The sequence below is a fragment of the Campylobacter sp. genome (assembly GCF_052170435.1).
Classification (GTDB): Bacteria; Campylobacterota; Campylobacteria; order Campylobacterales; family Campylobacteraceae; genus Campylobacter_A.
The window spans coordinates 13,557-28,563 of record NZ_JBQNAN010000010.1 but is presented as its reverse complement, the minus strand read 5'-3'; the positions used below and the strand labels follow the sequence as shown (position 1 = coordinate 28,563).

Annotated in this window: 13 protein-coding genes; 4 read left to right on the top strand and 9 right to left on the bottom strand. The window is 46.8% G+C overall.

All coding sequences use genetic code 11. From position 1 onward, the window contains the following. Positions 1-3: 3 nt before the first annotated feature. The 7 genes from ACTTJF_RS05595 to yajC are packed head-to-tail and all read right to left on the bottom strand — an operon-like array spanning position 4 to position 7,741. Positions 4-1,551 carry a GGDEF domain-containing protein gene (locus ACTTJF_RS05595; protein WP_442551116.1) on the bottom strand — a complete coding sequence of 516 codons (1,548 nt, stop codon included), beginning with the start codon at positions 1,549-1,551 and terminating at the stop codon, positions 4-6. Further along, on the bottom strand, positions 1,541-2,074 hold the full coding sequence (locus ACTTJF_RS05590; RefSeq protein WP_314070753.1) for a penicillin-binding protein: 534 nt from the start codon (positions 2,072-2,074) through the stop codon (positions 1,541-1,543). Before ACTTJF_RS05590 ends, ACTTJF_RS05595 begins: the two co-directional genes overlap by 11 nt. A gap of 3 nt (positions 2,075-2,077) precedes the next feature. Beyond that, on the bottom strand, positions 2,078-4,549 hold the full coding sequence (gene leuS / locus ACTTJF_RS05585; RefSeq protein ID WP_442551115.1) for a leucine--tRNA ligase: 2,472 nt from the start codon (positions 4,547-4,549) through the stop codon (positions 2,078-2,080). Between the two features lie 8 nt (positions 4,550-4,557). Beyond that, on the bottom strand, positions 4,558-4,896 hold the full coding sequence (locus tag ACTTJF_RS05580) for a DUF6394 family protein (RefSeq protein ID WP_002953043.1): 339 nt from the start codon (positions 4,894-4,896) through the stop codon (positions 4,558-4,560). 9 nt (positions 4,897-4,905) lie between these two features. Next, a complete protein-coding gene (gene secF, locus ACTTJF_RS05575) occupies positions 4,906-5,877 on the bottom strand; it encodes a protein translocase subunit SecF (protein ID WP_442551114.1) in 972 nt (323 codons plus the stop codon). Then, entirely contained in the window at positions 5,878-7,458 is a 1,581-nt protein-coding gene (secD, locus tag ACTTJF_RS05570; RefSeq protein WP_122873659.1) for a protein translocase subunit SecD, read from the bottom strand. It lies immediately after the preceding gene. Next, the gene (gene yajC / locus ACTTJF_RS05565; protein WP_002953039.1) at positions 7,451-7,741 is read right to left on the bottom strand and encodes a preprotein translocase subunit YajC; all 291 of its coding nucleotides are present in this window, start codon (positions 7,739-7,741) and stop codon (positions 7,451-7,453) included. The genes secD and yajC overlap by 8 nt, the downstream gene beginning before the upstream one ends. Here yajC and ACTTJF_RS05560 point away from each other — a divergent pair. Then, a complete protein-coding gene (locus ACTTJF_RS05560; protein ID WP_442551113.1) occupies positions 7,714-9,015 on the top strand; it encodes an apolipoprotein N-acyltransferase in 1,302 nt (433 codons plus the stop codon). The two genes, yajC and ACTTJF_RS05560, sit on opposite strands and share 28 nt — an antisense overlap. Before the next feature lie 11 nt (positions 9,016-9,026). Here ACTTJF_RS05560 and ACTTJF_RS05555 read toward each other — a convergent pair whose 3' ends face one another. Together ACTTJF_RS05555 and metK are read right to left on the bottom strand one after the other, a co-directional pair. Beyond that, complete coding sequence (locus ACTTJF_RS05555) at positions 9,027-9,626, bottom strand: hypothetical protein (protein WP_442551112.1); 600 nt, start codon at positions 9,624-9,626, stop codon at positions 9,027-9,029. A gap of 131 nt (positions 9,627-9,757) precedes the next feature. Then, a complete protein-coding gene (metK, locus tag ACTTJF_RS05550) occupies positions 9,758-10,960 on the bottom strand; it encodes a methionine adenosyltransferase (protein WP_442551111.1) in 1,203 nt (400 codons plus the stop codon). Positions 10,961-11,102: 142 nt separating this feature from the next. On the opposite strand from metK, the gene sstT reads away from it, so the two are divergent. From sstT to ACTTJF_RS05535, 3 genes are all read left to right on the top strand, one after another. Further along, positions 11,103-12,407 (top strand): serine/threonine transporter SstT, encoded by a 1,305-nt coding sequence (sstT, locus tag ACTTJF_RS05545; RefSeq protein WP_442551110.1) that lies wholly within the window; start codon positions 11,103-11,105, stop codon positions 12,405-12,407. 15 nt (positions 12,408-12,422) lie between these two features. Then, complete coding sequence (locus ACTTJF_RS05540; protein WP_442551109.1) at positions 12,423-14,144, top strand: M3 family oligoendopeptidase; 1,722 nt, start codon at positions 12,423-12,425, stop codon at positions 14,142-14,144. A 131-nt stretch (positions 14,145-14,275) separates the two neighbouring features. Next, positions 14,276-14,713: a hypothetical protein gene (locus ACTTJF_RS05535; protein ID WP_442551108.1), complete on the top strand. Its 438-nt coding sequence runs from the start codon at positions 14,276-14,278 to the stop codon at positions 14,711-14,713. Positions 14,714-15,007 lie beyond the last annotated feature (294 nt).

The window sequence follows — 15,007 nt, the reverse complement described above, 5'->3', positions numbered from 1 at the left end:
CATTTAGCATTCCGGCATGACCTTGTTTCTGCCGCCCTGCTTTGCTTGATAAAGCATCTTGTCGGCCTCTTCTATCGTCGCATTCGAGCCCGTACTTGCGCTTCTTATCGCTACGCCGCAGCTTGCCGTCACGTCTATGCGCTCGCCTTTATACATAAATTTAGAATTTTGCACGATTTCTCGCATCTTATCGGCAAATTTGACCGCGTCGCCCAGAGAAATCTCTGGCAGTAAAATAACAAACTCTTCGCCGCCGTATCTACCGACGAAATCAGCCTGGCGGGAGTATTTTCTAAGCATCTTGCCTATGGTAGCCAAGACGACGTCGCCCGCTTCGTGCCCGTAAACGTCGTTTATGCGTTTAAAGTGGTCTATGTCAAAAAAGCAAACGCCGTAATCGTTGCCGTATCTGTTGTATTTTTGTTCCATTCGCTCGAGCTCTTCAACTAGCGCCTTTTTGGTTCCGGTTTTGGTTAAAAAGTCCTCTTTGCTCTGAGACCTTGCGCTTTCCAGATCGGTTTCTAGCTTATTTACTCTTTCTTGAAGCTCTTTAATGGTCTTTTGATCGTTTACCATCTGCTCGCCCAGCTGTTTAACCTCGCCGTCAAGAGCATTGGCGATACTTAGCATCTTGTCTCTAATGCCCTCAAAGCTATCTTCGCGCAAATTTATCGAGCTTAGATCGTCTTTGATGTACTGCATCGTGCTAGAGCTTTTTGACGAGCTGCTGATCAAGCTTACGATTTGGTTATTTATGCCGTCTAAAACCTTATCGAGCACGCCGACTTTATTTAAAATTTCAGCCTTATCCAGCTCGATTCGCTTTTTGGTCAGCTCCTCTATCTTTTCTCTTGTTTGACCGTCTTCGAGCAGGCTTGGATCGCTTTTTAAAATTTTATTTATTTTTCTTACGTCGTCGCTGATTTTATCGGTGATAGAAGGCTCTAGCATCATGGCTATGAGCGGGATTATTTTTTCGTAAATTTGCGTGCTATCCAGCTCTTTTATGGTCGCATTATCAAGCTCTATGACGATAGATTGCAAATCGTCGAATTTTTTTATGCCGTATGAGCCAAGACGCTTTAAAAACGAATCATCGTAATCGGTTAGAAAATCAAACCACTTGTCTTTTATCTTTTCTACCGTGGCTACGTCAAGCCTCCTATTTAGCGCCTCTATACTGCTTTCCGAGAGCTCTTTGGCGTTTTTGTTATGCAGGAGGGATATGCTTTGCAAAACCCTTTTATTCATTAGCAAAAGCGCGCTTACGAGCTTTGAGTTGTCTATTATGCTTGGCGAATTTAACCTAGAGGCCATAAACGCAAAAAGCTCGTCCACGTTTTTTACGTTTTTTTGCTTTAGCTGATCTTTAAAATCATCGTTTAGCCTTGCGACGTATTTTTCTAGTTTTTGGCACTCGGGCAAGGTAACGCCGTTTTTTTTCGCTATCTCGCAAAAAACCTCCGCGTAGTTATCCGGAGTAAACACGAGTCCACGATCTTTTATCGCCTGTATGGCTTCTCTTATGATCTGATTTACGCTAATTGCCATTTTTTAGCCCCTTTACCGCAAGCACGGCGATATACTCGTCAAAAGCCTCTTGCGAAGCCTCTTTTATGGCGTTATACTTCTCGCTCTCGCTGATGACGCCGTCTGCAAATCTAGTATCTCTTACCTTTTGCGAAACGGTAAAGTCATGCTCGCCCGAAGTCGTCACCGATAGCATCTTGCCGCCTTTTAGCTTAGTATCGAAATTTAGCGTTAATATCGCCTTATACGACGTCACATAACCGTTTTCATCATATAATAGCGCTTGGTAGTTGAGCGATTTGATCGAGACCGTTATCGTCGTAGGCTCGTTTTTATCGTAGCTCATGTGCTTGCCTAGCCTTGTTACAATACCCTCTAGCACGCTATCTTTGATCCAAACGCTATTTTTAGGCTCTTCTTTGCTTATTAGCACGTTTACGTAGACGCGGTCGCCCATTATGTCGTTCGTGATCTTTGAGACGGGCTTATAGCCGCATCCGACCAAGACAAAAGCCGCTAAAAATAGTAAAATTTTTATCTTCAAATTTTAGCCTTTTATTACGAAATTTACGAGCTTTCCGTTCACGTAAATTTGTTTGATTATTTCTTTTCCTTCTAGCCATTTAGCCGCGCTTTGTCTAGCTAGAGCCAAAACCTCGTCCTCGTTTGCGCTGCTCGGCGCTTCAAATTCGCCGCGCCTTTTGCCATTAACGGTGATAGCCAAATTTAAGCTATCTTTTTCAAAAACCTCGTCTAAAATAGTTATCGGAGCAAAATTCGCCCTGCTAAATAGCCTCTCACTAAGCTCGTTTGCGACGTGCGGCACGATAGGCTCGAGCAAATTTAAGATGATAAAAAACGCTTCCGTCGTTACGTCCTGATTATCCTGCGCGTTTACGGCATTTAGAGCCTCCATGCAAGCAGCGATCAGGGTGTTAAACGTAAAATTTTCCTCGTAAACGTCGTTTGATTTTTTAAGCGCCTCATAAACCTTCATGCGCGCGTATTTTTCTTCTTTACTCAAATTTGCGTGCGCTATCTGCGGGATTTGCGCGCATTTTTTTACACCAGCGCTTCGTTCGTACAAGCGGTTTATAAATCTAAACGCGCCCTCGACAGCGCTGTCGTTCCACTCAAGCTCTTTTTGCGGAGGCGCGGCAAATAGGATAAAAAGCCTCGCCGTATCGGCGCCGTATTTGCTGATGATGTCGTCTGGATCGACTACGTTGCCTTTGCTTTTGCTCATTTTTTTGCCGTCTTTTAGCACCATGCCTTGAGTGAGCAGTCGCTCAAACGGCTCGTCGTCCCTTAGGTAACCCAGGTCTCGCAAGGCCTTTTGGAAAAATCTCGCGTAAAGCAGGTGTAAGATCGCATGCTCGATACCGCCGATATACTGATCCACGTTCATCCAATAATTCACGCTTTTAGCGTCAAACGCGCGATCCTGCCACGTTTTTTCGTCGCTCGCGTATCTAGCGAAATACCAGCTGCTCTCAAAAAACGTATCCATCGTATCGGTCTCGCGGATAGCCTCGCCGCCGCATTTTGGGCACTTTACGTGCTTCCAGCTCTCGTGCTTATCGAGCGGATTTCCCTCGCCGGTTATCTGCACGTCGTCAGGTAGCGTCACAGGCAAATTTTCGATCTTTTCAGGCACGATGCCGCAGCATTTGCAGTGCACCATCGGTATCGGCGCGCCCCAGTAGCGCTGTCTAGAGATACCCCAGTCGCGGATCTTAAAATTTACGACGCGTTTGCCGATCTTGTCCGCTTCAAATTTTTCTATTATTTTTAGTTTTGCTTCTTCGCTGCCAAGACCGTTTATGAGCGGCGAATTTATGGATATTCCGTACTCCGTTAGCGCCTTGCCGCCCTCAAATTCGCCCTGCGCAGGCTTAACCACCCATTTTATAGGCAGGTCAAATTTGCTCGCAAACTCATAGTCGCGCTCATCGTGAGCCGGCACCGCCATAACCGCGCCGCTACCGTAGTCTGCTAGGACGAAATTCGCCACCCAAACCGGCACTTTTTCTCCGGTTAGCGGGTGCAAGACGTTGATACCTAAAAACAGACCGTCTTTTTCGCTAGCTTGGCGTTCGCGCGGGCTTTGGTTTAAAATTTTCCTGATTCTCTCGGCTTTGGCCGCCTCAAGCTTGCCACCCTCAAGCAACCTTTTTACGATCTTGTGTTCAGGCGCCAAGGCCGCATAGCTAACGCCGTAAATCGTATCTGGGCGCGTAGTAAATACCTCAAACCCCTCTATCTGCTCGCCGCCTTCTAAAATTTGCTTCGACTCCTCGTCAAGCTCAAATTTAAACTCCAAGCCAAAGCTCTTGCCGATCCAGTTTTCCTGCATCGTGAGCACTTGAGACGGCCATTTGCCCTCAAGGCGCTTTAGATCATCCAGCAGCTCCTGCGCGTAATCAGTGATCTTTAGATAGTAACCCGGCAACTCGCGCTGGATGACGGCGTTTCCGCATCTCCAGCAGCATCCGTCCTCGACCTGCTCGTTAGCAAGCACGGTCTGGTCGTATTCGCACCAGTTTACGACCGCGCTTTTGCGGTAGACCAGCCCTTTTTCGTACATTTTGATGAAAAATTCTTGCTCAAATTTAGTATAAAGCGGATCGGAAGTCGCAAATTCGCGCTTTTTAGAAAAGCTAAGCCCTAGCGTTTCAAGTTCGCCGCGCATGTAGTCTATATTTTCGTAAGTCCAAATTTTAGGATGAATTTTGTGCTTTATCGCTGCATTTTCCGCAGGCATGCCGAAGCTATCAAAGCCGATCGGATGAAGGACGTTGTAGCCGCGCTTGCGGTAGTAGCGAGCCAAGGCGTCGCCGATGGTGTAGTTTCTCACGTGCCCCATGTGGATACGTCCGCTAGGATACGGAAACATGCTTAGGATGTATTTTTTAGGCAGGCTATAGTCGTCTTTGGGCTCAAATTCGCCGTTTTTGCTCCAAATTTCTTGCCATTTTTTTTCTATTTTCGCCGGCTCGTATTTTAAAATTTCACTCATTTTTACTCCTAAAATTCTTCTTGCGTCTTGCCGGACTCAACCAAAACAAGCGCTAGAGAAAAGACGTTTGCTATCGCGGCGCCGATCGCTAGCGAATACGCCATATGCGCGTTGCCGTTTACCTGAAGTAGCACAAAAGCTGGAATAAGATGCAAGTCGGCCACTAGCGAGCTGGCAAAAAGCTCGGCTGCAAAGACGTTTTTGACGCCGATTTTTAGTAGCGTCGAGATCACGTTTACGCTCGCCGCTACAAATAGCGCAATCTCGTTTTTATCGTATAAAAATCCCGCCGTCGTCGTCAGGCTCATAAGCGCGAAAAATATATAAACAACCTTGCCCCAGTTCATCGCTTCTCCTTATATAGTGCCTTTTTCAAACATCGCGCGTTGCTTGTCTTTTTCTCTTTGTACGCGCGCCTTTTCCGCTTCCATAGCGCGGTATTTCTCCACGCTAAATTTAAACCATAAAAGCATAGGCGCGGCGACGAATATCGAGCTAAGCGTACCTATGACGATGCCCACTATCAGCGCCAAAGAAAATCCGTGTATCATATCTCCGCCGAACAAAAACAGCACGACTACCGTGATGAGCGTGGTGCCTGATGTGAGTATCGTTCTAGTTAGCGTCGCGGAGACCGATTCGTTTATTATCGTATCAAGATGCGTGCTCTTGCTGCTTTTGATATTTTCTCTGATACGGTCAAAGACGATGATCGTATCGTTTAGTGAGTAGCCTACGACCGTAAGAATTGCCGCAAGAGTGTCCAAATTTACGTCGACGGCAAAAAAGCTGATCGCGCCCATCGTGATCACGACGTCGTGAATCTCCGAAGCAACCGCCGCCATCGCAAATCTCCACTCAAATCTAAACGCGATATAGATCAAGATGCCCACGAGCGAGATCGCAAGCGCCATCACCCCCTTTTCGCGCAGCTCGTCGCCGACTTTAGGCCCGACCACGTCCGTACGGCGGATCTCAAATTTACCCGTATCTTTTAAAAGCTCGGCAACGCTAGCTCCGACGTCGCTACCCAAATTTGAGTTTGCTCCAGAAAATCTAATCGTAACTTCCTCCGCCGAGCCAAACTCCGTAACGCTCGCGTTTTTATAGGCTTCGTCTTTTGCCAAAGCCGCGCGAATTTTATCCAGCGAGACCGCGCTATCGTATTTTACCTGGATGAGCGTACCGCCGGAAAAGTCGATGCCGTAGTTAAAGCCTTTCGTCGCCATCAAAAAAAGCGAACCAAAAAATAGCACGGCCGAGACGGCTAGCGCGATGTAGCGCTTGCTCATAAAATCATAAACATGTGCCTTTGAGAAAAATTGCATTTATACCCTTTTATAACCGAACCAAAACCGCGTGTTACCGCTTTTTTCTATTTTATTTATAATCGTATCAAACATACCGTGAGTACCCAAGATCGCCGTTATCATCGAAGCGATGATACCTATGCCCATAGTAACGGCAAAGCCCTTAACCGGTCCAGTACCGTAGGCGTAAAGCACGACCGAGGTGATAAGCGTGGTCAAATTTGCGTCTATGATCGCGCTCATTGCGTTTTCGTAGCCCTTTTTCACGCTAGTTGCGATACTGGCCCCGTCGCGCAGTAGCTCTCTGATGCGCTCGTTTATTATGACGTTTGCATCCACGGCCATACCTATGGTTAGCACTATGCCGGCCATTCCAGGCAGCGTTAAAGCAGCGCCGAACATCGCCATCACGGCGACTAATATCAAGATATTTGCGACAAGCGCGATATTTGCCAAAATGCCGCTAAAACCGTAATAAGCTATCATAAACAGCACCACTAAAACCGAAGCCGAGGCTAGCGCGATCATCGATTGCCTTATGCTGTCGGCGCCCAGGCTTGGTCCTACGCTTCGTTTTTCTAGCATTTTTACCGGAGCCAAAAGAGCGCCGCTTCTAAGCGCGATAGCTACGTCGTGAGCCTCCTCTACGCTAAATCCGCCGCTAATCTGGCCGCTTCCGCCGCCGATTCTCTCGTTTATCGAAGGAGCCGAGTAAACCCTGCCGTCAAGCACAATAGCTAGGCGTTTTCCCACGTTTGCGCCCGTAAAATCGCCAAAAATTCTAGCTCCCTCGGCGTTTAGAGTAAAGCTGATGATAGGCGAGTTCGTGCGCTGATCAAAGGCGACTCTAGCGTCCGTTAGCATCGCGCCGTCTAGGACGGGGATGTTTTTTACGACGTATTTTATCTGCTCGTTTTTGACGTCCGGATAGACGATGTCGCCGTAGCTCTCAGCCTCGGCCTCGCTCATAGAGTTTGCCTGCGACTGGCGCTTTTCATCGACGGCCATCAACTGGAGGTGCGCGGCTTTTGCGATGAGATCGCGTGCGCGCTGCTCGTCGGCCGCCGTTTTGATACCCGGAAGCTCGACTAGGATATTATCCTTGCCCTGTCTTGCTACAGTAGGCTCGGCCAGACCGAACTGATCGAGTCGGTTTCTGATTGTTTCTACCGCTTGATTTATCGCGTATTCGATAGTTTCGGCCTTCTCGGCGTCAGTTAAGCCGACCGAGTATTTTAGGCCGTCTTTTTGTACGTTAAGACCCTTGATATCTTTTAGCATGCCGTCGATTTTAGCGGCTTCGTCCGCATCAAGCAGCTCAAAGTCCACCTTGTCTTCACGGATCTTAAAGCTATCGATCAAAACATCCTCTTTTTTCGCAAAATAGTTCACGCTAGCGGCTATCGACTTGATCTTTGAGTGCACGGCCTCCTCGGTCTCGACGCCAAGGAGCATATGAAGTCCGCCCTGTAAATCAAGCCCTAGACTGATTTTAGAGCCGCCTAGCTTGTCCGTAAACGACGGCGCGGAAAAGATAATGCCGAAAATCAAAGCCAAAGCAAAGATGATCAGCCTATACGTTATTTTGCCGTTACGCATTTGCTTTCGTCTCTGTTTTTTCTATTTTTCTCGCGACGAATTCGCGTGAAACGCGCACGATTACGTCGTCGTTAAGCTTAACTCTGATAAAATCCTCTTCCGGTTTTATCACCTCGCAGATTAGTCCGCCGCTAGTTATGATCTTGTCGCCCTTTTCGAGTGCGGCTAGCATCGCGGCATGAGCCTTTTGCTGTTTTTGCTGCGGTCTGATAACCAAAAAATAAAATATCGCGAAAAGCACGACTAGAGGCAGTAATGAAGCTACGAAATTTCCTTCTTGCATGGGGTTCCTTAATAAAAAAAATTTTAAGCCCTTATTTTAGCACTAAAATTATAATAAAAGCCTTTGTCGGCGCGATTTTAATATCAAATTTTATACTAGCCGATGTTTTAGGCGGCGAAATTTTAAATTTTATCTCGCCGTTTTTTGCGATCGCGGGCTTTTATTTGCTGCTCAAATTTGACCGCCGCGGCTTTTTTTGGACTGGATTTTTTGTCGGGATTTTATGGTTTTACTGGATTAGCTTTAGCCTCGTTTATTACGAGCTTAGCTACCTCATCCCGCTTGAAATTTTAGCTATCGGGGTCATCTACGGCGCGCTGTTTTTGATAGCGGGTATCCCAGCTCAAATTTGGTTAAGGGCTTTGCTGCTTATCCTAGTTTCAAACGTCCATCCATTCGGCTTTAACTGGCTAAATTTAGAAGCCGTTTTCGTGCCGGGCATATTTGCGCCTAATTTGCTCGCGCTTGCGTTTATTTTCGCCGCGATTTTGTGCCTGTTTTACGTCAAAAACCGCTTCAAATTTATCGCTTTTGCCGCACTTTTAGCCTGCGCGGTGCAGTATGGTACGCCAAATTTTAAAACCCTGCCTTTTGAAGTAAAGCTAACAAACACCGACGTCCCCCAAGAGCTAAAGTGGGCCAAACAACTAAAAAACGAGTTTATAAATCAAAATTTAGCCATCATAGACGAGGCGATAAACGCGGGATTTAGGGCGGTTATTTTGCCCGAGAGCGCCTTTCCCGTCTATATGACGCACGAGCGAAATCTCATCTCCGAACTACTCGAGAAATCCCAAAAGATCGCTATCGTCGCCGGCGCGCTAGCACGCGAAAACGGCACGAACTACAACTCGGCGTTTTTCTTTGACCGCGGCAAGATGCAGCGGATGGATAAATTTATCCTCGTGCCTTTTGGCGAAGAGATCCCGCTACCGGCATTTGTGCGTGATTTGATAAATAAAATATTTTTCGGCGGAGCGAAGGATTTTGAGACGGCAAGCACCCCTAGCGACTACGAGATAGAGGGCCTTAAAATCAGAAACGCGATCTGCTACGAAGCGACGCGGGACGAGCTATTTGAGGGGGAATTCGACGTCATGATCGCAGTGACGAACAACGGCTGGTTCGTGCCTAGCACCGAGCCAAATTTACAGCGAAATTTACTCAAATACTACGCGACGAAATACGGCAAAGCCATCTATCACAGCGTAAACGGCTCGCCGTCTGAAATAATAACGCCAAAACAAGGATTGTTCGATAAATTTTTCAGATAAATTTGCTAAATTTAGGCGTTTTTGCGTTTGCGAAATAGCAACCGAATTTGCAACGCCGCGTAAAATATACAAGCCGCCACAATAATCAAAAATATAAAATCAATCGTCATCTGCCAAAATAGCTCGCCGGGAGACTTCAGCACCCATTCGTATTCAGGCGAATTTCTTGGTTTACGATATCCGATATGATAACCCGTAAAATCCATATTTATCAAAAAACCAGCCCACAAAATGCCGCAAAATGAAAGAAAAAATCCCGCTACCGGATTTTCTTTTCTTGCTTGTTTCATCACGCGAGCTTTATTCTCTTTACTGCCGCACAGCAAACAAGCCGCGACGAAACCGACAAGCGTGACGACCTTGATAATCCCCATATAAGCGATATAAAACGCGGCCTTTTGCGTAAAATCCGTGTGAGAAAAAGCTCGCTCTACGGCCGGGTAAATTTTAAGCATAGCTTCCACGAAATCTCGCGCCAAAGAGGAGTGCGCCAGCACGTCAAAAGGCAATACAAAAATGCCTAGCGCGCAAATAAAATAAAAAGCGCAAAGCCCGAGCAAAACGAATCCGAGCGTCTTGTTTTTGCCGTTTTGTTTTGTCGCATTTTGCATTTGAAATCTCTTTAAATTTTACCGCGCGTTTGTGAAGTAAATTTAAGACGTAAAGCGGGATGAAATTTCATACGGAGCCTTAAATTTGAGGGTAAATTTAAGCCCGCGTTAAATTTAGCGGGCCTAGGAGATTATTTAATCAAAGCCTTGAAAGTATCAACCGCATCAAGCTTTTCCCACGGATATTTGGCGTTTCCGACTTGACCTTTGGCTGCTACTTTAGCGTATAAAAACGTATCTTTGCCGGGTTTATCCAGGCCGAATTTGTTCGTGATCCAGCGCGGAGTGAGGGCGAAGTTTTCGCTAACGAAATTTGACAGCATATCGTCGTTTACGCCCGAGATTTGCGTACCCATCGTATCGACGCTAACAGAGGTAGGCTTTGCCATACCGATAGCGTAGCTTAGCTGGACGATGCATTTTTTAGCAAGGCCGGCCGCGACGATGTTTTTAGCTATCCAGCGCGCCGCATAAAGGCCGCTGCGATCGACTTTCGTGTAGTCTTTGCTGCTTTGCGCGCCGCCGCCTATCGGGCTATATCCGCCAAAGCTATCTACGATGAGCTTGCGGCCCGTTAGCCCGCTGTCGTGAAGCGAGCTGTGATTTACGTAGCGGCCTGTCGGGTTGATGTAGATTAGCGTTTTGCTCTTATCATATAGACCCTTTGGCAAGCCCGCATCGTCGATGAGAGTTTGCACTAGGGCGCGTAGCTCCTCTATCTTCATCGTCTCGACACAAGGGGCCGAAACTACGATAGTGTGGATGCTTTGAGGCTTGCAGCTCTCAAAGTTATCCTTCGTGCCGTAGTCTACGGTGACCTGAGTTTTTATATCGACGCCGAGTTTATCAGGGTTAGCTTTGGCAAATTTATAAACCTTATCGCAAAGCATCCTAGCGTAGGTTATGGCTGCGGGCATATATTCGTTCGCTTCGCAGCTGGCAAAGCCAAACATTATGCCCTGATCCCCGGCGCCTATCTCGCCGCCCTCTTGATCGACGCCTTGGTTTATATCGGCGCTTTGCTGATTTACGCAGACTTTTATCTCTACGTCGTCGGGGTGCAGGCACTGCTCTTTCGTAAATTTAGACTTGCCGTCGTAGCCGATTTTTGCTAATGCGTTTTTAACGATACTCTCGTAGTCTTTGAAGCTTAACTTGACCTTAGAGTTTATCTCGCCGCCTATTATAATGTTTTTACCCGCGACGAAAACTTCGCTAGCGACGCGGCCGTTTGGATCTTGCATCAAGATCGTATCGACGATACTGTCGGCAATGATGTCGGCGCATTTATCCGGGTGGCCCGGGCTCACAACCTCAGAAGTAAATAAATACATGCTTTTCCTTTATGAAAATTAATCTCGCAATTGTAACATTTCATAATAAAATTCAAATTAATCTCGCCCAAAGCTTGTAAATTCCGCGTAAATTCGGCTATAATCCTAAACTAAAATTAAACTTTAAAGCAAGGATACTAGAATGTTTAGCAAACTAGCAAAAAGGTTCGCCGACGGAAATTTGATCGTTCAAATTTTGATCGGCATAGCTCTAGGCGCCGTTATCGGCTTTTGGACGCACTATCAGGCGGCTCCCTATAACGAGCTAATCGCAAAAGGCGTGAGCGACGCAGCGCAGCTAGCCGCAGCGAAAAAAGACCTAACCGACGTGGCAAATTCGGTCGCAAACTCCATCGCCGTCTTGGGCAACCTCTTCGTCGGCGCGCTTAAAGCTATCGCGCCTATCCTAGTTTTCGTACTGGTAGCCGCATCTATCATCGTAAAAGAATTCGGCCACACAAAAGGCATGCAAAAGGTAGTTACGCTTTACCTAGTCGGCACGTTTTTAGCTGCCGTAGTTGCAGTCGTAGCAAGCTTCCTTTTCCCTATGGAGCTCGTGCTAAAAGGCGTCGAGAGCGCAAATATGAGCGCTCCGCAAGGCATCGTGGACGTCCTAAAAGACCTTATCTTTAAGATGGTTCAAAACCCTATCACCGCGCTATCTAGCGGCAACTACATCGGCATCATCACTTGGGCCGTGGGCGGCGGTATCGCGATGAGATTTTGCACGCAAGAAACTAAAAAAGTATTCCAAGACGTCAGCGACGGCGTGACTAAAATCGTTAGATTTATCATCCGCCTTGCGCCGTTTGGCATCTTTGGCCTAGTTACTATCAGCATCCACGAGACGGGCTTTGAGGCGCTTGCGGGCTACCTAAAACTAATCCTCGTTCTAGTCGGTGCGATGGCTTTCGTTTCCTTCGTCGTTTACCCTGCGATGGTGTTTGCGGTTACTAAGAAAAACCCTTATCCGCTCGTGATGACTTGCGTGAGAGAGAGTGCGGTTACGGCGTTTTTCACTCGCTCGTCTGCGGCAAATATCCCGGTAAATATGGCGCTTTGCAAAAAACTAGGGCTAAAAGAGGAGCTCTACTCGATCTCTATCCCGCTAGGAGCCACTATAAACATGGGCGGCGCAGCCGTGACTATCGGCATCTTGGCGCTTGCGGCGGTAAACTCGATCCCGTCTATCACGGTTGATTTTGGCGACGCGTTACTGCTTTGCTTTATCTCGGCTCTAGGCGCGTGCGGGGCTTCCGGCGTCGCGGGCGGTTCGCTACTGCTAGTGCCGCTTGCTTGCGCGCTATTTGGTATCGGTAACGACATCGCGATGCAGGTTGTCGGCGTAGGATTTATCATCGGCGTGATCCAAGACTCGGTAGAAACAGCCGTAAATAGCGCCTCAGACGTACTTTTCACCGCCGTAGCTTCAGAGACCATAGAGTAAATTTAAGGCCGCAAAATGAACGTTTGGGACTTGACCCCGCTTTTTAAAAACGAAAAAGAGCTTGAAATTTCGGCTCTTTCGCTACAAAGCGAGTGCGAAAAATTCGAGGCGAAATACTCGGATAAATTTTTAAATTTAAGCGACGAGGAGTTTTTAAACGCGCTTAATGAATATGAAAATTTGCTAGAAAACATCGCTCGCGTGCAAATTTACGTGAGCCTTGTTTTTTCAAAAGACACCTCAAAGGGCGCGTTTTACGCCAAATTTGACGAGCTAAGCTCAAAAGCGCAAAATCATCTGCTCTTTTTTGAGCTTAAATTTAACGAATTTGACGAGGCTCGTCAAAACAAAATCATCGCTAAAAGCCAAAGACTTGGCTACTATCTAGATAGTATCGCAAAAGAAAAAGCCCACCAGCTAAGCCTAAAAGAGGAGCAAATTTTACTCCGCACGGCAAACACGGGCGCGGAAGGCTTTTCGCGGCTTTTTGACGAGACGCTAAGCGCGCTTAAGTTTAAATTTAAGGGCAAGATGCTGGGCGAAGAGGAGATTTTGTCAAAACTTCACAGCCCAGACCGAGCCGAGCGAAAAGCGGCCGCAAAGAGCCTCTCAGACGGCCTAGCGCCGCAGCAGCATCTGCTTAGCTACATCTATAATATGATAAAAACTAGCCTAAAAACTAGCTGCGAGCTGCGAAATTTTGGCCTACCCGAAAGTCCGCGGCATTTCTCAAACCAAACGACCAAAGCCAGCGTGGACGCACTGATAAAGGCCGCCGAGACGAGCTTTGATCTGCCGATTAAATTTTATGAAAAAAAGCGCAAAATTTTAGGCTTTAAAAAGCTCTACGACTACGATAGATACGCGCCGCTGGGCGAGAGTAAGAGTGTTTATAAATTTGAAGAGTGCAAAAAAATCGTACTCGAGACTTTTGCCAAATTTAGCCAAAAATTCGGCGAGATAGCCGCTCGCGCGTTTAAAGAGGGCTGGATCGACGTTTATCCGGCCGAAAATAAACGAGGCGGCGCCTTTTCGCAATCAGGCGTCACAAAAGCCCATCCATACGTGCTTTTAAACCACACCGACGAAAGGCGGGATCTTTTTACCCTAGCGCACGAGCTAGGTCACGCCGCGCATCAAAATCTAGCCTATGAAAGCGTAGGATTTCTAAACGCCGACACGCCGCTAACTACGGCAGAGACGGCATCGGTCTTTTGCGAGATGCTGGTTTTTGATCACGTCAAAAGCACGCTAAAAGGCAAAGAAAAAACCGCCCTACTCGCGGGCAAGATCGAGGATATCTTCGCCACGCTTTATCGCCAGATAAACTTCACGACCTTTGAGCGCCGAGTTCACGCTCACGAGGGCGAGATAAGTGCTGATGAGCTAAATAAAATTTGGCTCGAAGAGAGCGCAAAAATGTTCGGAAAAAGCGTCGCGTTAAACGACTACTACAAAATTTGGTGGAGCTACATACCGCACTTTATCCATACGCCGTTTTACTGCTATGCCTACTCGTACGCGCAGCTTTTGGTGCTGGCGATTTTCGGGCTTTATAAAAGCGGCAAATGCGAAAATTTCGTGCAAATTTACACCGAGTTTTTAAGCGCGGGCGGTTCGCGCTCGCCAAAAGAGCTGGTCGGGATGTTCGGCTTTGATATCGAGGACGCGGCGTTTTGGCAGATCGGCATAAACGAGGTTAGAAAGCTAGTGGAGGAGTTTTGCCACGAAGCGTAGCGAGCGCAAATTTGACTAAATTTGAGAACACGGACGGCTACGAATTTGACGCTAAATTTTGTGTTTAATTTAAGGTCAAATTCGGCGCCGCGATAGACGGCAAAATTTAAAAAGGCACAAAAGGAGGCAAAATGCTTGATGAGATTTTAGACGACGATAGATTTGCGGCGATGATGAAGGAGCACGTTTTTGAGTGCGTAGAGTATCTGCTAAAAAACGACCGCTCCTTTTCTGCGATGGCTAACCTTGATCTAGTCAAATTTAGCCCCGAGCTGCCGGAGTATATTAAGAGCACTTTTACGGCGCCCGTTATCGTCTTTACTCTTGCCGGCTACACTTTTAGCAGCGCCAAGCTAACTCCGGACGAGCTAAGCTTTGAGGCGGGTTTCGGTAAGGAAAATTTCGCCAGCGTCGTTAGCTTTCCGCTTGGAGCGATCGTTCAAATTTTAGTAGAAAACAGTCCGATTTTGGTAAATTTTTCCATTTACAAATCTCAAAAAAATCAGCTCGAAAAGTCGATGTCGGCACTAATGTCAAACCCGAATAATAAAGATCTATTTAAAAAGTGAGCAAAATTTTATCCGCCGTTTTGCTCGCGCTATTTTTTATAGGTTTACTTTTATACGCTCTTCCTTCATTCAGGCCGGGCGATATTAGTTTTGCCCAAATAGGCGGCTTTATAGCGCTCACTACGCTTTGCGTATGTATTTTGACGGACGCGGATTTCATCTTAAATTTACCAAATTTACTTAAGCAAAATATTATCCTACTTACAGCGGTTTTGCTAATATCAATATTCTTATTCCTTAATATAAAAAATTGATTTATAATTTTTAAGATAAACAACTTATTTTTAATCAAAC